This is a genomic window from Gordonia sputi NBRC 100414 (assembly GCF_000248055.1).
In the GTDB taxonomy this organism is placed as follows: Bacteria; Actinomycetota; Actinomycetes; order Mycobacteriales; family Mycobacteriaceae; genus Gordonia; species Gordonia sputi.
In genome coordinates this window covers 70200-93631 of record NZ_BAFC01000042.1, presented here as the reverse complement: position 1 = coordinate 93631, position 23432 = coordinate 70200, and the positions used below count along the sequence as shown (strand labels likewise).

General features: G+C 66.1%; 12 protein-coding genes and 1 pseudogene. 4 read left to right on the top strand and 9 right to left on the bottom strand.

The genetic code is table 11. From position 1 onward, the window contains the following. Positions 1-8086 (bottom strand): non-ribosomal peptide synthetase (locus GOSPT_RS05740; protein WP_141630811.1); only part of this gene is annotated, 8086 nt, incomplete at its 3' end. A 99-nt stretch (positions 8087-8185) separates the two neighbouring features. After that, positions 8186-16216 carry a non-ribosomal peptide synthetase gene (locus GOSPT_RS05735; RefSeq protein WP_005203971.1) on the bottom strand — a complete coding sequence of 2677 codons (8031 nt, stop codon included), beginning with the start codon at positions 16214-16216 and terminating at the stop codon, positions 8186-8188. A 509-nt stretch (positions 16217-16725) separates the two neighbouring features. On the opposite strand from GOSPT_RS05735, the pseudogene GOSPT_RS05730 reads away from it, so the two are divergent. From GOSPT_RS05730 to GOSPT_RS05715, 4 genes and pseudogenes are all read left to right on the top strand, one after another. Beyond that, positions 16726-17739, top strand: a pseudogene (locus GOSPT_RS05730) (ATP-binding cassette domain-containing protein); the annotation flags it as partial. After that, a complete protein-coding gene (locus tag GOSPT_RS05725) occupies positions 17736-18563 on the top strand; it encodes an ABC transporter permease (protein ID WP_005203968.1) in 828 nt (275 codons plus the stop codon). The pseudogene GOSPT_RS05730 and the gene GOSPT_RS05725, both read left to right, overlap by 4 nt. Beyond that, positions 18560-19375, top strand: coding sequence for an ABC transporter permease (locus GOSPT_RS05720; RefSeq protein ID WP_005203966.1), 816 nt, complete (start codon positions 18560-18562; stop codon positions 19373-19375). Before GOSPT_RS05725 ends, GOSPT_RS05720 begins: the two co-directional genes overlap by 4 nt. A gap of 45 nt (positions 19376-19420) precedes the next feature. Then, entirely contained in the window at positions 19421-19777 is a 357-nt protein-coding gene (locus GOSPT_RS05715; protein ID WP_005203960.1) for a GNAT family N-acetyltransferase, read from the top strand. Between the two features lie 350 nt (positions 19778-20127). Here the strand turns inward: GOSPT_RS05715 and rpsQ are convergent, their stop codons facing one another. From rpsQ to rplB, 7 genes are read right to left on the bottom strand one after another with little or no spacing between them, the layout of a single operon-like run. Beyond that, entirely contained in the window at positions 20128-20418 is a 291-nt protein-coding gene (gene rpsQ, locus GOSPT_RS05710; RefSeq protein WP_005203958.1) for a 30S ribosomal protein S17, read from the bottom strand. Next, complete coding sequence (gene rpmC, locus GOSPT_RS05705; protein ID WP_005203954.1) at positions 20415-20648, bottom strand: 50S ribosomal protein L29; 234 nt, start codon at positions 20646-20648, stop codon at positions 20415-20417. The genes rpsQ and rpmC overlap by 4 nt, the downstream gene beginning before the upstream one ends. Then, positions 20648-21064 carry a 50S ribosomal protein L16 gene (rplP, locus tag GOSPT_RS05700; RefSeq protein ID WP_005203950.1) on the bottom strand — a complete coding sequence of 139 codons (417 nt, stop codon included), beginning with the start codon at positions 21062-21064 and terminating at the stop codon, positions 20648-20650. The genes rpmC and rplP overlap by 1 nt, the downstream gene beginning before the upstream one ends. 3 nt (positions 21065-21067) lie before the next feature. Beyond that, positions 21068-21880 carry a 30S ribosomal protein S3 gene (gene rpsC, locus GOSPT_RS05695; protein WP_005203947.1) on the bottom strand — a complete coding sequence of 271 codons (813 nt, stop codon included), beginning with the start codon at positions 21878-21880 and terminating at the stop codon, positions 21068-21070. Between the two features lie 2 nt (positions 21881-21882). Further along, positions 21883-22293 carry a 50S ribosomal protein L22 gene (gene rplV, locus GOSPT_RS05690; protein WP_005170314.1) on the bottom strand — a complete coding sequence of 137 codons (411 nt, stop codon included), beginning with the start codon at positions 22291-22293 and terminating at the stop codon, positions 21883-21885. Continuing rightward, positions 22293-22574, bottom strand: coding sequence for a 30S ribosomal protein S19 (gene rpsS, locus GOSPT_RS05685; protein WP_005203946.1), 282 nt, complete (start codon positions 22572-22574; stop codon positions 22293-22295). The genes rplV and rpsS overlap by 1 nt, the downstream gene beginning before the upstream one ends. 20 nt (positions 22575-22594) lie before the next feature. Continuing rightward, positions 22595-23431 carry a 50S ribosomal protein L2 gene (gene rplB, locus GOSPT_RS05680; RefSeq protein WP_005203943.1) on the bottom strand — a complete coding sequence of 279 codons (837 nt, stop codon included), beginning with the start codon at positions 23429-23431 and terminating at the stop codon, positions 22595-22597. Position 23432: the final 1 nt, after the last annotated feature.

Genomic DNA, 23432 nt, shown 5'->3' with positions numbered 1-23432 from the left:
GTGCCGCGGGCACCTCGACCTGCGGTCCGACAGACCACCGTTCGACGGTCGCCCGCTCGGTGCTGTCGAGCAACGAGATGTCGGCAACCAACGACTGCGGTCGACCCGCGACGGTGCGCAGGATGACACCGAGCGCCTCGGCGAAGACGCGGATCTGCTCGTCGTCGAATGCGCTCGGCAAATACTTCAGGGTGATCGACAGTCCGCCGTCGCTCATGGGCGACGTGACCATGTTCAGCGGGAAGTGAGTGGAGTCACTGACCACCACCTCGGTGATATCGAGCCCTGTGCTCGACGGGTCGGTCGTCGAAATCGACTCGGTGTCAACGGGATAGGACTCGTGGACGGTCAGCGTGTCGAATAGGGCACCGTCGACACCGGCGAGCGCGATCAGCTCCGGCAGCCCGAGGTGTTGGTGATCGAGCACCGCGACCTTGGACTCCTGCAGTGCTGCCACCACCTCGGCGATCGGCTTCGACGGGTCGACGTCGACGACCGCGGGCAACGTGTTGATGAAGAGGCCGACCATCGACGCGGCGTCGTCGAGGTCGGCGGGTCGTCCGGACACCGTCTCGCCGAAGGTGACGACGCGTTCCCCCGTCACCCGGGACAACAACACCGCCCACGCGAACTGCAGAACTGTCGCCAGCGTCGAACCCTGCGCCCGCGCCACGGATTCGAGCCCCGCGACGAGTTGTGCGTCGACGACCGTCGCATGGTTGCGCGGCAGCGCGTCGGCGGTCGCCACCGCGCCGGGCGCTACGAGTGTCGGGCCGTCGACCGGTGCGAGCACCTCACCCCAGGCCGCCAGCCCCGCAGCGTGATCGGCGCCGGCGACGCGACGCGCGAAGTCGCCGAAATCGCTTGCCCCGGTGAGCTGTCCACCGGTGTAGGTCGCCCCGGTGGCGTAGAGCGACAACAGGTCGGCCAAGACGAGCGGGCCCGACCAACCGTCGAACAGGATGTGATGGTTGGTGATCACAACTGTGACGCCACCGGAGTCACGGATCGCCACGACCCGTAACAGCGGGGGCGTTGCGAGGTCGAATGGTGTGACACGCTCGGCGGCGACGACCTCGTCGACCGCCGCGTGCCGCTGCGTGTCGTCGACGTCGCCCAGATCGAGTGTGCGCCACGGAACGTCGACCGACGGATGCACGACGGACACCACCGCGCCGCCCGCAGTCTGCAGATAGCTCGACCGCAGGGCGGGGTGATGGGAGAACAGCCCTTCGACCGCGCGGCGGAGTCGGATGTCGTCGACGGGCGCCGCCAGGCGCAGAACGGCTTGTCCCACATACACATCCACGGCATCCTCGCCGCCTGCGTCGGCGAGCGCCGACTGCAGGAAGAAGCCGTGCTGCAGCGGAGTCAGCGACCATATCGCAGCACCGGGATATGCCCTGGCCACGGTATCGATGTCGGCCTGCGTGATGCCGGTGCCGGGCAGATCCGACGGTGAAAGACCCGGATCGCCGAGTGCCGCAACCTCGGCCGCGATCCCCTCGAGTTCGCGGAGCCATGCAGCCGCGAGGGCTGAGACGTCGTGCGTGGTCAACACATCCTGCGCGTACAGGAAGTCCGCGGACAGAACACGTCCGTGCTCGCCCGGACGAGACGCGATGTTGACCGTGAGCACGTTCGTCGCAGGCATCAGGCCGGACACCGTCGACGCCAGCGCTGGCGCGTGGGTGTCGACCGCGAACGGAACCCCGGTGTCGGCCTCGGTGACGCCCTGGCCTACTGCACCGAGATAGTTGACGCCGATGGCCGGAAGATCGCAGCGCCACAACGGACTTCGCTGATCGGCACGCAGTAATCCGAAACCGATGCCGTTGGTGGGGCGGGTCAGCCGCTCCTCTTTCGCTGCCTTGACGGCGTGAATCCCGTCAGAACCCGGATCGACGACGAAGGGCGCGATGGTCGTGAACCAGCCCACCGTGCGTGACAAATCGGCCCTACGGGGTTCCGCGGCGTCGAGGAGAACCTCCTCGTAGCGTCCGTGCCCCTCGGTCACCATCGCAACCGGGCCATCTGCTGCCAGCCCGCGATCGTTCTGCCACGAGCGCACCGCCCGCGCGAGCGCCGCGATCAACACGTCGGCGGTGGTCGCGCCGAACGCCTTCGGCAGGTCTGCGAGTACGGCCTCGGTCAGTTCCGGATCGAGTTCGACGGTCACGGGTGCGGGCGCAGTCTGACCGACCGGCGCGTCGACGTCGAACCCGGGCGTGCGAAGTCCGGTGCGTGGCATCCAGTAGTCGAGTTCGTCGTCGACCCGCACCGTTGCTGCCAGTGCGTCGTGCCAGGCTCGGGCAGAGGTCACCTCTGGTCGCAATGCCATCTGGGCGCCGGAGCTCAGCGCACCCCAAGCGGTGATGACGTCCTCGATGATGACTGGCCACGAGACCGCGTCGACGGACAGGTGGTGGATGGCGAGAATGACACGGGCGCCGTCGTTTCCGGACACGAGCACCGCAGCGATCACACGCCCCGCAACGGGGTCGAGACGGCCGAGGGCTGCAGCGTGCTCGGCACGGATCAGCGTCTCGAACTCTGCTGAATGAGTGCTGGTGTCGGCATGGACGGCGCGCACCTCTGCGCGCGCATCGGGTGCGCCTGCGAGCAGACCCCACCCGTCGTCGGTATGTCGGAGGCGCAGCGCAAGCATCGGGTGGGCAGCCACGACGGCGTCGAGAACGGCCGCGAGCATGGCAGGACTCAGATCTGCGGGGGCGATCGTCACCACGGACTGCGAGAAGTCGCTGAACCGCGCGGGTTCGCCGGCGGTCTCGAGCAGCCATGCGACAACCGGGCTCAGCGGCACCTCGCCGGCACCACCGCCGTCCGGCTCGGACAGGAGGGGCACGCTCGCGCGGCCATCACTGCCTGCGCGGACCATCGCTCGAATCGTCTTGTGTTCGAAGATGTCTCGCGGCGACAGGGCAAGGCCCGCGTCGCGTGCGGCCGACGCGAGTCGGATCGACATGATCGAGTCGCCGCCGAGCGCGAAGAACGAGTCGGTGACGCTGACCCGTTCGATCCCCAGGATGCCCGCGACCACTGCGGCCAACTGGCGTTCGGCGGTCGATGCGGGCGCGACATAGTCGTCGCCGTCGGGGACCTCCGGAGTCGGGAGTGCACGTTTGTCGAGTTTGCCGACGGGCGTCAGCGGAAGTTCGTCGAGGACGGTGATGGTGGCGGGCACCATGTGCGCGGGCAAACGTTGTTCGAGGTGTTCTCGCACCGCCGACACATCGAGCCCGGCATCTGCAACCACATAGCCTGCGAGCGCTGTGGCCACGGAACCACCCACGCCGATCACGACGGACGCGGAGACGTCCGGATGTGACGACAAGGCGGCTTCGACCTCGCCCAGCTCGATACGCAGACCGCGCAACTTCACCTGGTCATCGCTACGTCCTGAGTACTCGAGCTCCAGCTCGCCGCCCTCGGTGCGGCGCCATCGCACCACATCTCCGGTGCGGTAGAGGCGGTCGCCGCCGGCGCCGAAGGGGTCGGCGACATAGCGTGCGGCGGTCAGGTCGGCTCGGTCGAGGTAACCGCGGGCCAGTGCGACACCACGGACGTAGAGCTCGCCGGGAACATTCACCGGAACCGGCTGCAGGGCGTCGTCGAGCACGAGCAGGCCCACACCACCGATGGGTCCGCCGATACGCACCGGGACGCCGACGCTGCGTCGGCTGTTCGCGACGGCGACCGACGTCTCGGTCGGGCCGTAGGCGTTGAAGAAGGCGACCTCGTCGGCCCACCGATCGACGAGTCGCTGCGGCAGCGCCTCACCCCCGGATGCCAGGAGTTGCAATCCCGGGACGGCTGCGGGATCGATTGTCGCGGCGACGGTCGGCGTCATGAACGCATGCGTGACCGCAGCCTCGCGCATGAACTCTTCGAGCAGTTCTCCACCGATCGCACCCTCGGGCCGGTAGGCGAGCGTCGCTCCCCCGGTTGACGCGATCAGCCACTCGAGGATCGACGCGTCGAAGCTCGGAGATGCATATCCCATCACGACCGACCCGGCGCCCGCCCCGTACCGGCTCAGGTCTGCCGCGTAGTTGTCGATACCTCGGTAGGTGACAGCGACGCCCTTGGGCCGACCGGTCGACCCGGACGTGTAGATCACGTAGGCGAGAGCGTCGAGGTGACGCGGGCGCACCAGTTCGTCCGACCGTAGCGGCTCAGACGCGTGCCCAGTGGAATCCTGATCGGTGATGACGTCGGAGACCACCGACCACTGCACCGAGGAGGGCAACTGTTCGCGCAACGCCGACGTCGTGAGACCGAGGGACACACCCGAATCGGACAGCATGTAGGCAATGCGCTCGGCCGGATAGTCGGGATCGATCGGGACATACCCGGCACCGACCTTCGTCACCGCCCACACCGCGGTGAGCAGGTCAACGGAGCGTCGAATCGCCAGTGCCACCAGCGATTCGGTGCCGACACCCTGTGAGATCAGCCAGCGGGCGCAGGCATCCGACCGTGCGTCGAGTTCGGCGTAGGTCGCCGCGGCGCCAGACGCGTCGGTGACCGCGACGACGTCGGCATGCTGTGCCGCCACATCGCTGAGAACGTCCGCCAGCAGGCGCGGTGTTGCCGCCGCACCGCCGCAGACCGACGACAATTCGTCGTACTCGCTGTCGTCGAGTAGGCGTGAGCGGCCCACCGGCAGCGCCGGCTGTTCGGTCAGTTCGGTGAGCTGGCGAACGAATCGGTGGGCAATCGACTCTGCGGTGTCGGCATCGAAAATGTCTGTGGCGTAGACGAGTTCGCCAGACCAGCCGTCACCGGTCTCCCTCAGACCGAAGGTCAGGTCGACCTTGGCCGGAATCTCGTCGACGTCGACGGGCTCCACGGTGAGGCCGGGCAACTGAGCGGCGGCGATACCGCGTGCGGCGAGCTCGGGCATCGCGGATTGATCGAACGTGAGCATGACCTGGCTCAGCGGCGCAAAGGATTCCGACCGTGGCGGGTCGAGCGCCTCGACGACGGACTCGAACGGAAGGTCGGCATGCGCGAAGCCTTCGAGGTCGACGCCGCGCACGCGGTCGAGGAGTTGGGTGAAGGTCAGTGTGGGGTCGACGCCCACGCGCAGGACGAGAGTGTTGACGAACATTCCGACCAGTGGGTCGAGGACGCGCTGCCCACGGCCCGCGATCGGGGTCGAGACCGCGATGTCATCGGTCCCCGACAGACGGGCGAGCAATGCGCTCAACGCCGCGTGCACGACCATGAACGGGGTCACTCCGGACACACGTGCCAACTCGGCCACGCTCTCGGCCACCGATGCCGGGATGTCGAATGACGCACGCGCACCACGCATCGACGCCACGGTCGGCCGCGGCCGGTCCGTGGGCAGGTCCAGCACGTCCGGCAGTCCACGCAACTGTCGTGACCAGTAGCCGAGCTGGCGACCGATGATGGAATCCGTGTCGTCCGCGGAACCGAGAACGTCGTGCTGCCAGATGGCGTAATCGGCGAACTGGATTTCCAGCGGCGCGAATTCCGGTGCGGCACCGGCAGTTCTGGCCATGTAGGCGGTGACGAGATCTGTGACGAGCGGTCGCAACGACTCGCCGTCGGAGGCGATGTGGTGCATCACCAACGCGAACACCCACTGCCCCGGCGCCTGCTCCCACAGGGCGGCACGGACCGGCAAGCCCGTGGTCACGTCGAAACCCGTCATCGCGACGGTCTGCAGTTGCGACCAGGAGTCGACGTCGCGCCAGTCGAGTCGCTGCTCGATCTCGTCGACACCGCCGATCACCTGAACCGGATCGTCGTCGACGGCGGGGAAGGTGGTCCGCAGCACCTCGTGGCGCTCGATCACGTCGCTCAGAGCCGCGCGCAGGGCCTGCACATCGAGGTCGCCGACCAACCGCAGCAGCGCCGGAATGTTGTAGGTCGGCAACGAGGTGTCGAACTGATTGATGAACCACATGCGACTCTGCGCAAACGACAACGGGATTCGCTCTGGGCGTGGCAGTGCCACCACCGCGGGTAGACCGGCGGCACGCTGAGCCGACAGTTCGGCGAGACCGCGAACCGTCGGGGCGTCGAACACGTCGCGCACCGAGAGGTCGACCCCGAGTGCGTCGGACGCGCGTCCGACGATGCGTGCGGCGGCCAGCGAGTTGCCGCCGAGATCGAACAATGAGTCGGCGACGCTGACCCGTTCGAGATCGAGCACGTCCGCGACTATCTCGGCGAGCATCTTCTCGGTCTCCGTGCCCGGCGCCACGTACTCGGACTCGACCACGATCTCAGGGTCGGGAAGCGCGCGACGATCCAACTTGCCGTTCACCGTGAGCGGCAGATCGTCGAGCAGCATGACCACGTCGGGAACCATGTAGTCAGGAAGCAGCGCAGCAGCATTCGACCTGATCACCGTCGGAGACACCTCGGCGCCCTCGCCGAGGACGGCATAACCGACGAGTTGTTCGATTCCGTTCTCCCGCGTCATGACCGCAACCGCGACAGCATCCACCCCTGGTGTGGACAGCAGTGCCGCTTCGACCTCACCGAGCTCGATCCGGAAGCCGCGCAACTTGATCTGGGCGTCGGATCGGCCGAGATATTCGAGGGTGTCACCGTGGCGGACCGCGACGTCGCCGCTGCGGTACATCCGTTGTCCGTCACCGGCGAACGGGTCGGCGACGAAGCGCACACCCGTCAGTTCGGGTCGGCCAAGATACCCCCGCGTCACCTGCGTTCCACTGACATAGATCTCGCCCGGCGTTCCGTCTGGCACCGGCCGCAAACGCTCGTCGAGCACGTGGATCTCGAGGCCCGGCAGCCCGTCGCCGACATCCGATCCCTTTGCCGTCGTGACGAATTCGGGATCGAGCGCACGGAACGTCGAGTGCACCGTCGTCTCGGTGATGCCGTACATATTCACCAGCACGGGCCCAGGACGTCCGGCTCCCGCCATGCGATCGGCGTACCACCGTGTCACCTGGGCGAAGTCGAGCGCCTCACCGGCGAAGACCATATAGCGCACCGATGGCGACAACTCGTCGGAAACAACAGACGCCTCGCCACGCGGGCGCACGGCGGCGGCAAGCTGATAGAACGCCGACGGCGTCTGCGACACCACGGTCACCGACTGTTCCGCGAGCAGTGCCGCGAACTCCGCGGGGCTGCGCGTCGTCAGGTAATCCACGACGAGCAGACGGCCGCCGAACAGCAGCGGTCCCCACATCTCGAACACCGAGACGTCGAACGCGTAGGAGTGGAACATCGTCCACACGTCGTATTCGGTGAAGCCGTAATGCTGTTGGGCTGCGGCCAACAGCGCAACCACCGACCGATGTTCGACGACGACACCCTTCGGCCTGCCGGTGGAGCCGGAGGTGAAGATGGCGTAGGCGGCCAGTCGCGGGTCGAGTGCGGCAGGCAATTCCCCCGACGCGTGACGTGCACGGTCGGCGAGTTCGGCCGTCGTGGTCAGGGCGACACCGAGGAGGTCGAGTGTGGCGTGGCCGCCCTCGCCCGAGATCACCACGACGGGGGCCGCGTCGTCGACGACCATCTGCAGGCGATCCGCGGGGTGAGAGGTGTCGAGTGGGAGGTAGGTCGCGCCGACCTTCAGGATGCCGAGGATCGCCACCATGACGTCGATGCTGCGGGCAGTCGCGAGTCCGACGACCGAGCCCTGTTCCACGCCTGATGCGCCGAGCCCCACAGCGACGGCGTCGGAGAGCTCGTCGAGCTCCCGATAGGTGAGCTCGGCCCCGGAGGTGTCGGTGACCGCGAGCCGACCGCCGAAGCGCCGCACCGCGAGTCGAAAGAGGCCGGGCAACGACTGCCAGTCGTCCCCGCCGAGCGTGTCGACGGCCGCCGCGCGTATCTGTCCGAGATGCTCCTGCGTGAGGGCGGCCGATGCCGCGGGGTCGGCGCCGGGTGTGGTCACCAGGGGCGCGATGGTGGCTGCGACAGCGGCGTCGGCGTCGATACCACGTGCGGCGAACACCGTGGCCATCGGCGCAACCCGGGCTTCGAGTTCACCGAACGTGAGCGTGGTCGGTGTGGACAGCGCGAGGGCGTCGGGATCGGTCCGTGCGGTCACCCCGATCAGATCCCGTGTACCGGGACGGCGACCCCACCCCGAGCATGTTTCTACTGCGTTCGCGTCGATACCCGTCACGGCTGTGTCGAGACCTTCCGGCTAGATGGGATCTACAGGGGTGGATTTGTCGCGCACCGCGACACTATGAGCGCGGGAGTGCAGTGCACTCAGGACGTCGTCGAGCTCGTCGGGACCCGCGGTGGCGAGTCCGGGAACCAATGTCATGAGAGCCATCGTGAGTGCCGAATCAGGATCGGGCACAACAGCACCCAGCGCCGACACATGCGCCGACAGTTCACCGAAACTGACCGCACACGCATCGGGCAGGATCGCCGCATCCGGATCGAACGTCGCCGCGTCCGCGATCAGCTCGAACAGCGACGCCTGCTCATCGCCATCAGCGGGATCGTCGACCTGATCGGAGTCGATGACCATGCTGGCGTCGCCCACGGCGCGCTCGGGATCGTCGAGCAGTTCGGCCAGCAGCCGGACGTATCGGTCGGCCATTCGGCTCACCGTCTCCTCGTCGAAAAGAGCAGTGGCGTAGATGAACTGGGCACGCAGCGCACCGCCTCGCGCCTCCCGTTCCGGATCGTTCGGGAAGAAGGTGAGCGCCAGGTCGACCTTCGCGGACGTCAGTTCCTCGCGCACGGGCTCCACGGTGAGTCCGTCGAGGCGGAGCACCGGGAACTCGACGTTCTGGAACGCCAGCATCACCTGGAAGACCGGGTTGTGCGCGGTCGGAGGTCGCGACATGATTCGCGCGACGATCTCGTCGAATGGGATTGCGGCATGCGACATGTCGGCGAGGTCGTCGCCGCGGACACGATCGAGCAACTCAAGGAACCGCTCGCCTCCGTCAACCCGCGTGCGCAGCGCAAGGGTGTTGACGAACATCCCGACGACGTCCTCGAGCAACGGCTCTCCGCGACCCGCGAACGGCGTGCCGATCACGATGTCGTCCCGACCCGAGAGCCGCGCGAGCAGCACCGCGAACACCGCGTGCGTGACCATGAACTGGGTGGTGTGGTGCTTGCGGGAGATCTCTTCGAGCTTCGCGACAACGTCGGACGGAATCTCGAAATCGACTGCGGCACCCTCGAAGTCGGGAGTCCTCGGACGTGGTTTGCTCGCAGGCAGCTCGAGGATCTCCGGCAGGCCGGACAGCCTCTCCTGCCAGTAGGCGAGTTGCCGCTCCTGCTCGGACACGCCGTCGTCGACCACAGCGAGGCGCTCGGAGAGCCACATGCTGAAGTCCGCGTACTGCACGGCCAGTGGCTTCCAGGCGGGTTCGGCCCCACCGTGCCGCGCGGCGTAGGCGGCCATGAGATCACGCGCGAGTGGCATCATCGATGCACCGTCTGCGCTGATGTGATGGACCACGAAGACGAGGACGTGCTCGTCTGCGGACACCCTGAGCAGCACCGCCCTGACCGGTGGCCGCACGGTGATGTCGAAGCCTGCACCGGTGATCTCGGCGATCTCAGCGCTCAGGGAACCCGCCACGTCGCGCACCTCGAGCAGCACATCGTTGTCGAGCGCGTCGGCGGGCATGATCACCTGCACCGGTTCACCATTGATCATCGGGTAGACGGTGCGCAGAGCCTCATGCCGCCGGCCGAGGTCGATCGTGGCACGGGTGAGTGCCGGAACGTCGAGGTCGCCGGACAACCGCAGAGCCATCGCCACGTTGTACGCGGCCGACTCGGGTTCGGCCCGGTTGATCAGCCAGAGACCCCGCTGCATGCCCGACACGTGCACGAGTTCTGTCCGGCTGCGCGCGTGGAGCGCGGGCATGCCCTGACCGGTTGGCCCCGACGTCAACGCCGCCGCGAGCGCGGAGACCGTCGGACGCTCGAAGAGCAGTTTCACCGGAACCTGACGGTCGAGCAGCGCCGACAAGCGTGCCGTGACCTTGGTGGCCGAGAGTGAACTGCCGCCGAGATGGAAGAAGTCGGCATCGGCGGAGACACGTTCGAGTCCGAGCACCTGGCCGAAAACGCCTGCGACCACCATCTCCAGCTGCGACCCCGGCTGCCGGTACGGGGCGGCGGTGCCGAAGTCGACCGCGGGCAACGACTTTCGATCGATCTTGCCCGATGTGGTGAGCCGGAATTCGTCCACCACGACGAGTGTGTGCGGCACCATGTAACCCGCAAGTCGCGTGGCGGCGTGCTCGAGCACGTGCGCAGGATCTGCGGACGCGCCCGCGGCCAGCGTCGCATACGCCACCAACACGTCGTCACCATTGGGCGCGGGCACGCCGAGGCATACCGCGTCGGTGACGAGAGGATGGTCGACGATCGCGGCCTCCACCTCCCCCGGTTCGATACGCAGGCCACGGATCTTGAGCTGGAAGTCGGTGCGTCCGATGTAGCGCAAATCGCCACGCACGGTACGGATCACGCGATCGCCGGTGCGATACATGCGCTCGCCGGGAGCGTATGGGTCGGCGACGAACCTCGACGCCGTCAGGTCGCTGCGGCGATGGTAGCCGCGAGCGAGTTGGACGCCACGCAGATACAACTCGCCGGGTACGCCCGTGGGGACCGGCCGCAGCGCGCGGTCGAGCACGATCGCACCGACACCGGGGATCGACAAACCGATCGACACCTCGTCGTGCTCGGTCATCGGTCCGGCGGCGGTGGCCCAGATGCTGACCTCCGTTGGCCCGTACAGGTTGTGGAATCGACGCCCGGCCCTCGCCCAGCGTCGCATCAGGTCGGGTGGGCATGCCTCCCCGACGCTGATGACCCGACGCAGCTTCGGCACGGCCGCCGGCTCGATGGTGCTCAGCGCCGATGGGGTCATCACCGCGTGCGTCACGCCCTCGTCCCTCATCAGGGTGGCGAGCTCGTCGCCGCCGAACACCCCGGCCGGGCTGATGACGAGTCGGGCGCCCTGTCCGAGCGCCATCAGGATCTCGAAGATCGACGCGTCGAAACTCGGTGACGCGACGTGTAATACGCGTGACTCGGTGTTCAGCCGCAGTATCGACTGCTGGTTTGCGACTACATTCGACAGTCCGCGATGGCTCAGCGCCGCAGCCTTGGGGCGCCCGGTCGACCCGGACGTGTAGATCAGGTAGGCGAGGTCGTCCAGTCGCGGTGTGCGAATCAGTTCCGCATCACGCAGCGGCGCGCCACTGTGGCCCGCCAGCCGGAACTCGGTGTCCTCGTGACCGATGACGAGCCAGTCCATCGCGTCCGGGAGACGCGACGCGCTCTCCTCGACGCTCAGTCCGACCGCCGCTCCGCTATCGGCGAGGATCTCGGAGATGCGCGTCGCGGGCAGACCCGGGTCGATACTGACGAATGCCGCACCCGACGCGGCAACCGCGAGCATCGAGAGCACCGATCGATGCGAACGCGGAATGCAGATCGCGACGATGTCGCCGGGACCGACACCCATCGAGACGAGTTCGCGCGCAAGCTGATTGGATCGAGCAACGAGCATCGACCAGGTGATCTCCGACGTGCCGACGATGGCCAGCGAATGCGGGTCGGCCTTCTCTGCGCCGACCAGGAAGAGGTCTCGCAGCAGCGCGGGTGCCGCGAGTGCCTCGCCACCGGAGATCAGCTCTACCCGATCCTCATCGGCGACGATGTCGATGGTCCCGACCGAACGAACGGGCGCGGCGACCATGGCGCGCAACACCAGATCAAGTTGTGCAGCAACACGTTCCGCGGTGCGATGTTCGAAAATGTCAGCGGCATAGGAGAGTTCGAGATCGTAGCCGCCCGCGTCGGCCTGATCCGTCACCGTGATCGACAGGTCGAACTTCGCGGCGGGCACGCGCGCGTCGATGAGTCGGGCCGATTCGTCGAAGTGGTGCAGGGTGGTCGCGTGTCCCGGATGCATCGTCAGTGCGACCTGGAAGAGCGGGGTGTGCGAGGCGGAGCGTTCCGGACTCACCGCGTCGACGATCCACTCGAAGGGGATGTCGGCGTGCTGTACCGCGCGGGTTTTGGTCTCGTGGGCGCGCTCGAGCAGATCTGCGACGGTGTCGACCGACGACACCGCGGTACGCAGCACCACCGTGTTCACGAACATTCCGACCAGTTCCGCGGTGGCAGGCTCGTCTCGGCCTGCCACGGCCGTACCGATCGAGACCTCGTCGACCTCCGCCCATCGCGACAGCACGATTGCCAGCGCAGCGTGCACCACCGTGAACGGTGTGACGCCGCGGTCTCTCGCAAGACCCCTGATACCCGTCGCGAGGTCGGCATCGATATCCGCGTCGATGTAACCGCCGGCCCCGGTCGCGACGTGCGGTCGAGGACGATCGGTGGGAAGCATCAGCAAGTCGGCCACGTCCGCGAGCTCGGTTCGCCAGAACGACAGGCCCTCGGCGGCACGTTCGGTTGGCGACTCCAGCTCGCCGAGGAGTGTGCGCTGCCAGATGGCGAAGTCGGCGTACTGAACCTCCAACGGCTCGAGGTCGGGGTTCTTGCCGTCACGAAGGTTCGTGTAGGCGACCATGAGATCACGGATCAACGGCTGAAGTGAGAACCCGTCTCCCGCGATGTGGTGCAACACGGTGACGACGACGTATCCCTCACGATCACGCAGGATGCGGATCCGGAATGGGATCTCGCGTACGAGATCGAAGCCGCGTGCCGCCTCTGCGGCGATCAACTCGTCGAGTCGATCCACCGCGTCGAACACCTCGGTGTCGAGGAACTCCATCGCCTCGGCGGTCGTGAGGATCTCCTGCACGGGCTCACCGAGGTGGGACCCGAATCGTGTACGCAGCGTCTCATGACGCTCCACGAGGAACTCGATCGACGCGTGCAACGCGTCGACATCGACCTCGTGGCCGAGTCGAACGGCGCCGGGCATGTTGTATGTCGCGGCGCCGGGATCCATGCGATTGACGAACCACAGCCGAGTCTGCGCGTGCGACAACGGGATCATGGCTTCCCGTTCGACGCGACGCAACGCCACATACTCCTGCTCGCCGCCGAACTCGGTCAGATCGGCGATACCACCGATGTCCAGAGCCGAGAACACGGTGGTCAGATCGACCTGGAGATTTCGTTCGCTACGCGCTCGCGAGACGAGTCGCGCGGCGAGCAGCGAATCGCCACCCAGCGCGAAGATGTTGTCGCGCAATCCGATCCGCTCAACACCGAGGAGTTCGGTGAGCAGCGAGGTGAGTGCGAGCTCGACTCGCGTTCGCGGCGCGACGTACTCGACGGAGGGGTTCAGTTCGGGCGTGGGAAGCCGCTTCCGATCGAGCTTGCCCGACGGGTTCAACGGGAACTCGTCGAGTCGCATCGCGGCAACCGGGACCATGTGCGAGGGCAGATTCCCGCGGCACCATGCCAGTGCCGCGCTCTCGGTGACGTCGGTGCTCTCGGACCGGACGTACGCGACGAGCACGGGTCCCGCCGCGAGGTCCGTTCGAGGCACCACGGCACTCGCGTCGACTCCGGGCATGGCGTCGAGGACGGCCTCGATCTCGCCCGGCTCGACGCGTTGTCCGCGGATCTTGATCTGGAAGTCGGTCCGTCCCAGGTAGTGCAGAGTCCCATCGTCGGCCCACCTGACCAGATCGCCGGTCCGGTACATCCGGGTGCCCTCGGGCCCGAACGGGTCGGCGACGAATCGTTCGGAGGTCAGCCCTGGACGACCGACGTAACCGTCGGCCAGCTGGACACCGGCGAGGTAGAGCTCACCCGCAACACCGACCGGCACCTGGGCCAGGGCGCCGTCGAGGACATGCACCCGGGTGTTGGCCACCGGCTTGCCGATCGGGACCGGACCGTCGTCGCTGCCCACCGTGCATTCGGTGACGTCGACCGCCGCCTCGGTGGGGCCGTAGAGATTGACCAGGTCGGCGTGTGATCCGGCGATCACCCGCTCGGCGAGATGCCGCGGAAGCGCTTCCCCGGAGGTGAACACGCACCGGACCGTCGACGGCAGAAGCGTCGAGTGCCCCTCGTTCGCCAGTACCTCGGTGTACACGTCGAGCATCGATGGCACGAAGTGCAAGACGGTGATGCCACTCGAGATGATCAACTCGCGCAGGTACGCGGGATCGCGATGCCCGCCCGGCTTGGCGATCACCAGTCGAGCACCCTGTCCGAGCGCCCAGAGCAGCTCCCACACCGATACGTCGAAGGTGAACGGCGTCTTGTAGAGCACGACATCGTCGGTGGCGAGGCTGTAGTTGTCCTGCATCCACCCGAGCCGGTTGATGACGGCCTCGTGGCTGACCTGGACGCCCTTGGGCACACCGGTCGAGCCGGAGGTGAAGATGACATAGGCGGCAGTTGCCCCGCCACCCACAGACTCTTGTACCAACTCCCCGGTATCGGGAAGCCCGCTGTCGTCGAACCCGTCTTCTTTGAACCCCTCGTCAGTGAACGCGCACTCGACGAGATAGTCGTCGTCGATCACCAGTCGCGCGCCGACGGTGTCGGCGATGAGCGCGCGGCGCTGGTCGGGCTGCGTCGGGTCGACGGGAACATACGCCGCGCCCAGGGTGAGCACCGCATAGATCGCTACCAGCTGGGCAGGCCCGCGGTCGAGCGAGACGACGACGTGATCGCCCCGGCAGACGCCCGCCGAACGCAGCATGGCCGCGAAGCGCCTCCGCAACTCATCGAACTCCCGGTATGTCCACTGAAGGTCGCCGAACTCGATCGCCGTGGCCGTCGGTGTCTCACCGACCGCTGCCTCGAAACCGTCGAGGAGGTGGGCGGACGGCGCCGGGAGCGGCCGCAGTGGACCGACGCCGAGGTCGAGGAGGCCCGCACGTTCGCCGGAAAGCAGCAGATCGATGTCGCCGATGGGAGTGTCGAGCTGCGCGAAGACGCGATCGAGGAACGCGAGGAAACGCTCGAGGTGGCCGCGCAGGTCGGCCTCGTCGTAGAGATTGGGGTTGCCGTGCAGGTCGACGCCGATCCGTGCGCCAGGACTCGCCTGGTACAGATTGAGCCGCAGATCTTCGAGGATGCCCGACGACAGGATGTGGTAGTCCACGCTCGCACCGACCAACTCGATGGGCTTGTCGAAGAACATGATGTTCACGATCGGCCCGAACGACGCGGTGTTGGCGTCCTGCAAACCCGCGTCGAGGCGGATGTCCTCGAACCGGTAGCGCTGATGTCGGAGCACACCGGTGAACTCGAGCTGCGCCTGCTCCACGAGGCCGCGCATCGACAGGCGCGTCACGTCGCGAAACCGCACGGGCAGCATATTCGAGAGCATGCCCGCCGCACGCTTGATCTTTGCCGTGGCACGTCCGGTCACCGGAAGGCTGAGAACGACATCGTCGGTTCCCGCCATCCGGGCGAGAAACGCCGAGAATCCGGCGCTCAGCAGCACCGCAGGCGAACTGTTCAGCGACGCTGCAAGACGCTCGATGGTCTGCTGGCGAGCGGCATCGATCTCGGCTGCGGCGACCGCATTGCAGGGCGAAAGTGGAACCGCTGCCGATTGCTGAGCCAGCGTCACTCGCTCTGGTAGGTCGTGGACGCGATCGGCCCAGTATTCGCGGTCGGCCTGGCGGCGGGTTCCTGTCAGATACTTCTGATCGTCGGCAACCAATTCATCGAGCTTGGCGCCAGGTTTCGAGACGTATTCCGCCCCCGTGACCTCAGCGTTGTAGCGGTTGAGAATCTCGTACACCACGGTCAGTGCCGCGTATCCATCGAGCGCTATGTGATGTGCGCGCACGTACCAGAAAACCCGGTCGTCGGCGACGCGGAGAAGTGCGCAAACGACGAGAAGGTCTGACTGCAGATCCATGCTGCCGCGATAATCCGAGTTCATCCAGTCGTGGGCGCTCGCGACCGGATCCGATTCGCCACGAAGGTCGACATAATGAACACCGTTGTCGACCGACTGATCGACAAACTGCATCGGCACACCGTCGACCTCGACGATCCTGGTGAAGGCCATCTCGGTCTCCCTGCCGACCTCCGTGATCACCCGACGGAGCAGTTCGACGTCGAGCGGCCGATCGCCATCGCGGATGTCGATGTACTGCGCGACGGTGACCGAGTAATCAGGAGAGAGACTTTCCGCGAACCACATGCCGCGCTGAGCGGCCGTCAGCTCGAGTAGCGGACCAGCGAGTCCCGCTTCACGACGATCGTCCGCCGCGTGCTGTTGGCTCATATCCTCACTCCCGGGTTGTCCCGACTCGCCCCGATCCCCGCTGGCTACGTCGGCTGGCTGCGGCCGGCCTGCCCTGGAAACCGATCCCGCCATTTACCCGACCTAGTCTCACCCAAGGTGTATTTCCGCGGAAGCAAACGCTCGATAATTCAATCGAAGGAAGTAGTTCAGAAATTATTACCAGGCCGGATAAGGTGACAAAAATACTTTCTCGACATTGATCGCTCATGCCGACCGCGTCGTTACACATGTCCCCCGAACGGGCTAACTTCCTCGCACATCGAAATCGATTTGAGCAAAACTGGATCAGGTCGACATTCGACATGTAGTCTGCGCTCAATGCGGAATCCGGATCATTTTGGCTGATCCGGCATTCGGTGGTGCACAGGTCACGCCACCACTACAAGATGAGCCGCCACAGGGGAGAGGAGTGCCGAATGGCACACCCGTTCCGCAGACACCTTGCCTCGCCCAGCACAGGGTCGGGCGCTCGGCATCGTGCGGCCCCCGAGGTCGCCATCACCGCCAATGGCCTGCGTAAACGCTTCGGAGACCACACCGCCGTCGAAGATGTCACCTTCGACGTCGAGAAGGGGTCGATCCTGGCGCTCCTCGGACCGAACGGTGCAGGAAAGACCACCACGGTCAACATGCTGTGCACCCTGCTCAAGCCGGACGACGGGTCGGCGACCGTTGCCGGTCACGACGTCGTGGCCGACGCCGCGGCGGTCAGACGATCCATCATGCTGACGGGCCAGTTCGCCGCACTCGACGAGTCGCTCAGCGGGCGCGCCAACCTTGTCCTCTTCGGCAGGCTGATGGGACTGACGAAGCAGGCCGCGCGAGAGAGAGCCGACGAACTACTCGTCGAATTCGGCCTGACCGACGCCGCCGAGCGCCGCGTCGGAAAGTACTCGGGCGGTATGCGACGTCGAATCGATATCGCTTGCGGCCTGGTCACCCGCCCTGAGGTGGTCTTCCTCGACGAACCGACAACAGGTCTCGACCCGCGCAGCAGGCAGGACGTCTGGCGGCTCGTCTCCGCACTTCGCGATCAGGGCGTCACGATCTTGTTGACCACCCAGTACCTCGAAGAAGCCGATTCCCTGTCCGACCACATCGTGGTGATCGACAAGGGTCGGGTGATCGCTTCTGGAACCGCGGCGGAGCTCAAGGCCGCGACCGGCGCCTCGCACTATCAGGTGACGCCAACCGCTGCGGAGGAACTCGAACCCCTGCTCGCCTGCCTCGGCGATCTCGGCGCGACACGAGCGAGCACTCAGTCGGTCGACACGACAGGAAGCGACATCGACACGATCGCCGTGTCCGTGCCGGCGCCAGAGGGTGCCGACACCTTGGTCGAGATCGTTCGTCGAACGACGCTCGCGGGAATTCGGTTGTCCGACATAACATTACGACGTCCGAGCCTTGACGAGGTCTTCCTCGCGCTCACCGGTCCCGACGCCGTATCCGATGACGATCTACACGAGGAGCACCCGTCCGACCGGAGCGCCAGCGCATGACGCAGGCAGCCCCGAAGAATCTCACCGCGCTCGTCGCTGCGCCCGAGTCGGGAGCCGAGCCGCGCGCCCGTGCACTGACACAACTCTGGGTGCTCGTCGGACGAGGAGTCGCCGGAATCGTCCGCAACGGCGAGTTCATCTTCGCGTTCGTCGCCCCGGTGCTGCTCGCGGTCTGCTTCTATCTGCCACTGCGTTCGATCATGGACGCCGACCCCGGGATGGACTACGCGCAGTTCCTCATGCCGATCATCGCACTCCAGTCGGTGGGCTTCGTCGCGTCCGCCGCCGCCATGCGCGCCGCGAACGACGCGACGAAAGGGGTGCACACCCGCTTCCGTACCCTCCCCATGCGCTCGTGGGTTCCGGTGACCGCACGTCTGGGCACCAACGGGCTGCTGTTGGCCCTCTCGGTCATGTGCGCCACCGCGACCAGTCTCGTCATGGGTTGGCGCCCTCACGGCTCCGCTGCCGACACGATCGGACTCTTCGCCGTTGCACTCGTGGTCGGCATACTCATCGCGGCTGTCGCCGACGCCATCGGTCTGTTGTCCGACAGTCCGGAAGCGACGAGCCAGGCGCTCTCACTCCCGATACTGATTCTGGGCATGATGTCCACCGGCTTCGTTCCCGAGAGCCAGTTCCCCGAGTGGATCGCCCCCTTCGTGCGCAATCAACCGATCTCGCAGTTCGCCACGTCGATGCGCGCGCTCAGCGACGGCAGTGCGACACGGGAGATACTCATGCCGACGGTGTGGTGGTGCATCGGCCTGGCGGTCGCTGCAGTCGTGCTCGGCGCCCTCGGAGCAAGGAAGGCCGCTCGATGACCACCGAGATGCCGGTTGCAACCCCGCGGTCCGAACGGTCGCTGCGCGCATGGGCAACGCAGAGCGGCGCGCTGACATGGCGTCAGGTGTCGGTGATGGTCGGCGACAAGGGGATGCTCGTCCAACTCGTCGTGGTCCCCGTACTCACACTGCTCATGTTCAAGGTGGTGCTCGGCGACGCGCTCGGCGGTGCAACCGGACAGGACAGCTCCTACTCGACGGTGCCGCTGGTCATTCTCGTGAGCGCCATGTTCGGGTCCGTTGCGGCAGGCGTGCGTCTGAACTCCGAACGTGACACAGGATTGTTGACGAGGTTGTACGTCCTGCCGATCCATCGCGCCGCCGACCTCACCTCACGGCTCGGCAGCGAGGTGGTGCGCATCGTCGTCGTGACCGCACTGCTCCTCGCGATCGGCACCGCCACGGGCTTTCGGATCACCGGCGGTGCGGCCTCGGTCATCGGGATCATCGCCGTCACGCTGATGTTCGGCATCGCCTACGCAACCCTCGTACTCGCGCTCGCGGTGAGCGCAGGACCTGCCGCTCCGCTCGTCCCCCTGCTGTCGTTGATCTCGAGCGTGTTGATGTTCTTCAACTCCGGCTTCTCCCCCATCGACGCCTACCCGGGATGGCTGCAGCCGATCGTCGCGAACCAACCCATGACACCGACGATCGAGGTGATGCGATCACTGGCAAATGGCGAACCGGTGGCGCACAACTTCGTCAAGGTCGCGATCTGGTCGGTCGCGATCATCGCCGTCTGCCTGATTCCGGCGCTGCGCGGCTATCGGCGCGCGGCCACCGCGCACTGACGCACCCGACCCCACAGCACGCTGCCTCGCGCTACCGTCGGATTCATGACAACCGACAAAACCGGAGCCGAAACGAACGTCACCCACCTCGCCGACGAGAACCGCTACCAGATCAGCGTCGACGGTAGGGTCGCAGGCCTCACCGCCTACCGGGACCGCGATCATGACGGCAGCGCCGAGCGCGTTTTCTACCACACCGAGGTCGGCCCCGACTTCGGCGGACGCGGCCTGGCCACGATCCTCGTCCAGGAAGCCCTCGACGACTCGATCGCCGCGGGCAAGCTGATCGTCCCCGTCTGCCCGATGGTCCGACACTTCTTGTCCGAGCATACCGACTACGCGGAGAAATCCCGAAAGGTCACGCCCGACGACATCAACTGGATTCAGTCAGTGACCACGTAGCCGCAATCGGGTCGAAAGTCCCTGGTCCAGCGCGCGTCGTCGTCCCTATTCTTATTGTGTGAGCGGGGGTGGACGACCGCTCACCGCGACGGTCGAGCTGCTCACCGGCCACCTCTCCGGGTGAGTAGCGGCGCACCGATCACCGACCCGCCTGACCATGTCGTCAGGCGGGTCGAGTCGTTTCTGCGGCACACACACGGCCTCGTCCCACCGCACTCAGAAGAAGCGCACAACACACGACCGCACAACACGACAACCGCACAACACGACAACCGCACAACACACAACAATGGCCCGCCCCCGGAAAGGGACGGGCCATTGCCGACTGTGAAGTTGTATGGAGACGGCTCTTACTTGGCCTTCTCCAGCACCTCGACGAGACGCCAGTGCTTGGTCGCAGACAGCGGGCGGGTCTCCATGATCCGCACGCGGTCGCCGACGCCGGCATCGCCCTTCTCGTCGTGGGCCTTGACCTTGCTCGTGGTCCGGATGATCTTGCCGTACAGCGCGTGACGCTTACGATCTTCCAGCTCGACCACGATGGTCTTCTGCATCTTGTCGCTGACGACGTAACCGATGCGCTCCTTGCGACGGTTCCGCTCAGCGGTGTTGGTTTCGGTCACCTTCTGGTCCTCACTCATGCGTCATCACCATCCGGTCCCGACGCCAAACCAAGCTCACGCTCGCGCATCACGGTGTAGATGCGTGCGATCTCGCGACGCACGGTCCGCAGACGACGATTGTTGTCGAGCTGGCCGGTAGCCATCTGAAACCGAAGGTTGAAGAGCTCTTCCTTCGACTCTTTGAGCCGGTCGACCAGATCGGTGTCGCTGAGATCACGAAGCTCAGCTGCTGCAACTCCGAGTGCCATCAGAACTGCTCCTCTCTGGTCACGATCCGGGTCTTGATGGGCAGCTTGTGCTGCGCGCGGCGCAGGGCCTCGCGAGCGGTCTGCTCATCGGGGTAGGTCATTTCGAACAGCACGCGACCCGGCTTGACCGGGGCAACCCACCACTCGGGCGAACCCTTACCGGAACCCATGCGGGTCTCGGCAGGCTTCTTGGTCAGCGGGCGGTCGGGGAAGATGTTGATCCACACCTTGCCGCCACGCTTGATATGCCGGTTGATGGCGATACGAGCGGACTCGATCTGACGGTTGGTGATGTAGGCGCTCTCCAGAGCCTGGATGCCGAAGTCACCGAACGTCACCTTGGTGCCGCCCTTGGCCTGGCCCTTGAGGCTCGGGTGATGCTGCTTGCGGTGCTTGACCCGACGAGGGATCAACATGCCTCAGCCCTCCTGCTTTTCTGCTCCGGCGCCGGCGCCAGCAGTTGCCTCGGCAGGAGCCTCCGCTGCCCGACCTGCGTCGGTGCTGGTGGCCGTGGTGCCAGAGGCACCGCTGCGGCGAGGACGGCTGGGACGACGCGGACGACGATCCTCGGCTGCCGGCGCGGCTGCGGACAGCTCACGCTTGCCACCGACGATGTCACCCTTGTAGATCCAGACCTTCACACCGATGCGGCCGAAGGTCGTCTTGGCTTCGTAGAGTCCGTAGTCGATGTCGGCGCGCAGCGTATGCAGCGGCACGCGACCTTCGCGGTAGAACTCACTGCGGCTCATTTCTGCACCGCCGAGGCGACCCGAGCACTGGACTCGGATGCCCTTCACGTTCGGCTGACGCATCGCCGACTGGATCGCCTTGCGCATCGCACGACGGAACGCCACGCGGTTGCTCAGCTGCTCCGCGACGCCCTGCGCCACGAGCTGGGCCTCCGACTCCGGGTTCTTGACCTCGAGGATGTTCAGCTGGACCTGCTTACCGGTCAGCTTCTCCAGGTCGCCACGGATGCGGTCGGCCTCGGCGCCACGGCGGCCGATGACGATGCCGGGACGAGCGGTGTGGATGTCGACGCGGACGCGGTCACGCGTGCGCTCGATCTCCACCTTGGCGATGCCTGCACGCTCGAGCCCCTGCGAGAGGAGCTTGCGGATGGCGACATCTTCCTTCACGTACTCCGCGTACTGCTTGTCGGCGTACCACCGTGAACTCCAGTCGGTGGTGATGCCCAGACGGAAGCCGTGCGGGTTGATTTTCTGGCCCACTGTCAGGCTCCCTTCTTCTTCGGCTGACGCGACCGGCCGCGTGCGGACGATGCCTTCTCGGGAAGACTCTCGACCACAACAGTGATGTGGCTGGTGCGCTTGCGGATACGGAACGCGCGGCCCTGTGCGCGCGGCTGGAACCGCTTGAGCGTGGGGCCCTCGTCAGCGAATGCGGTGGCGACAACCAGGGTCCGGCGATCCAGATCCAGGTTGTTCTCCGCGTTCGCGACAGCGCTGGCGAGAACCTTGTAGACGGGCTCCGACGCCGACTGCGGTGCGAACCGCAGGATGTCGAGCGCCTCGTCGACGTTCTTGCCGCGGACCAGGTCGAGTACACGACGGGCCTTCATCGGCGTCACGCGAACGAACTTGGCCGTGGCCTTCGCGGTGGGATTATCGGTCTGCGTAGTCATTACCGGCGCTTCGCTTTCCGGTCATCCTTGATGTGACCCTTGAAGGTACGGGTGGGGGCGAACTCGCCCAGCTTGTGCCCGACCATGTTGTCCGAGACGAACACCGGGACGTGCTTGCGACCGTCGTGGACGGCGAAGGTGTGACCGATGAAGTCGGGGATGATGGTCGAACGACGCGACCAGGTCTTGATGACCTGCTTGGTGCCTTTTTCGTTCTGCGTATCCACCTTGGCAAGCAGGTGGTCGTCGACGAACGGGCCCTTCTTGAGGCTGCGTGGCATTCTCTAACTCCCTCCTGTGCTTATCGCTTGTTCTTGCCGGTGCGACGGCGCCGGACGATCAGCTTGTCGCTGGCCTTGTTCTTACGGGTACGGCCCTCAGGCTGACCCCACGGGCTGACCGGGTGGCGACCACCGGAGGTCTTGCCCTCGCCGCCACCGTGCGGGTGGTCGACCGGGTTCATCACGACACCACGGACGGTCGGGCGCTTGCCCTTCCACCGCATACGGCCGGCCTTACCCCAGTTGATGTTCGACTGCTCGGCGTTGCCGACCTCGCCGACGGTTGCGCGGCAGCGCACGTCGACGCGACGGATCTCGCCCGACGGCATACGGAGGGTCGCGTACGCGCCTTCCTTACCGAGGAGCTGGATCGAAGCGCCCGCGCTGCGAGCCATCTTCGCTCCGCCACCCGGACGCAGCTCAACAGCGTGCACCTGGGTACCGGTCGGGATGTTGCGCAGCGGCAGGTTGTTGCCGGGCTTGATGTCGGCGGCGGGACCGCTCTCCACCACGTCGCCCTGGGACAGACCCTTGGGCGCGATGATGTAGCGCTTCTCGCCGTCCACGAAGTGGAGCAGCGCGATGCGGGCGGTGCGGTTCGGGTCGTACTCGATGTGAGCGACCTTGGCGTTGACGCCGTCCTTGTCGTTACGACGGAAGTCGATCAAGCGGTATGCGCGCTTGTGACCGCCGCCCTTGTGCCGGGTGGTGATCCGGCCGTGTGCGTTACGTCCACCGCGACCGTGCAGCGGACGAACCAGCGACTTCTCGGGGTGGTCGCGAGTGATCTCGGCGAAATCAGCGCCGGACGATCCGCGACGACCCGGGGTCGTCGGCTTGTACTTACGAATAGCCATG

Bases quoted from the DNA above. Each gene is read 5' to 3' on its own strand.
- rplB (WP_005203943.1), bottom strand. From the start codon at position 23,431: ATGGCTATTCGTAAGTACAAGCCGACGACCCCGGGTCGTCGCGGATCG.
- rpmC (WP_005203954.1), bottom strand. From the start codon at position 20,648: ATGGCACTCGGAGTTGCAGCAGCTGAGCTTCGTGATCTCAGCGACACC.
- rplP (WP_005203950.1), bottom strand. From the start codon at position 21,064: ATGTTGATCCCTCGTCGGGTCAAGCACCGCAAGCAGCATCACCCGAGC.
- rpsS (WP_005203946.1), bottom strand. From the start codon at position 22,574: ATGCCACGCAGCCTCAAGAAGGGCCCGTTCGTCGACGACCACCTGCTT.
- GOSPT_RS05735 (WP_005203971.1), bottom strand. From the start codon at position 16,216: ATGAGCCAACAGCACGCGGCGGACGATCGTCGTGAAGCGGGACTCGCT.
- rpsQ (WP_005203958.1), bottom strand. From the start codon at position 20,418: ATGAGTGAGGACCAGAAGGTGACCGAAACCAACACCGCTGAGCGGAAC.
- GOSPT_RS05725 (WP_005203968.1), top strand. From the start codon at position 17,736: ATGACGCAGGCAGCCCCGAAGAATCTCACCGCGCTCGTCGCTGCGCCC.
- GOSPT_RS05720 (WP_005203966.1), top strand. From the start codon at position 18,560: ATGACCACCGAGATGCCGGTTGCAACCCCGCGGTCCGAACGGTCGCTG.
- GOSPT_RS05715 (WP_005203960.1), top strand. From the start codon at position 19,421: ATGACAACCGACAAAACCGGAGCCGAAACGAACGTCACCCACCTCGCC.
- rplV (WP_005170314.1), bottom strand. From the start codon at position 22,293: ATGACTACGCAGACCGATAATCCCACCGCGAAGGCCACGGCCAAGTTC.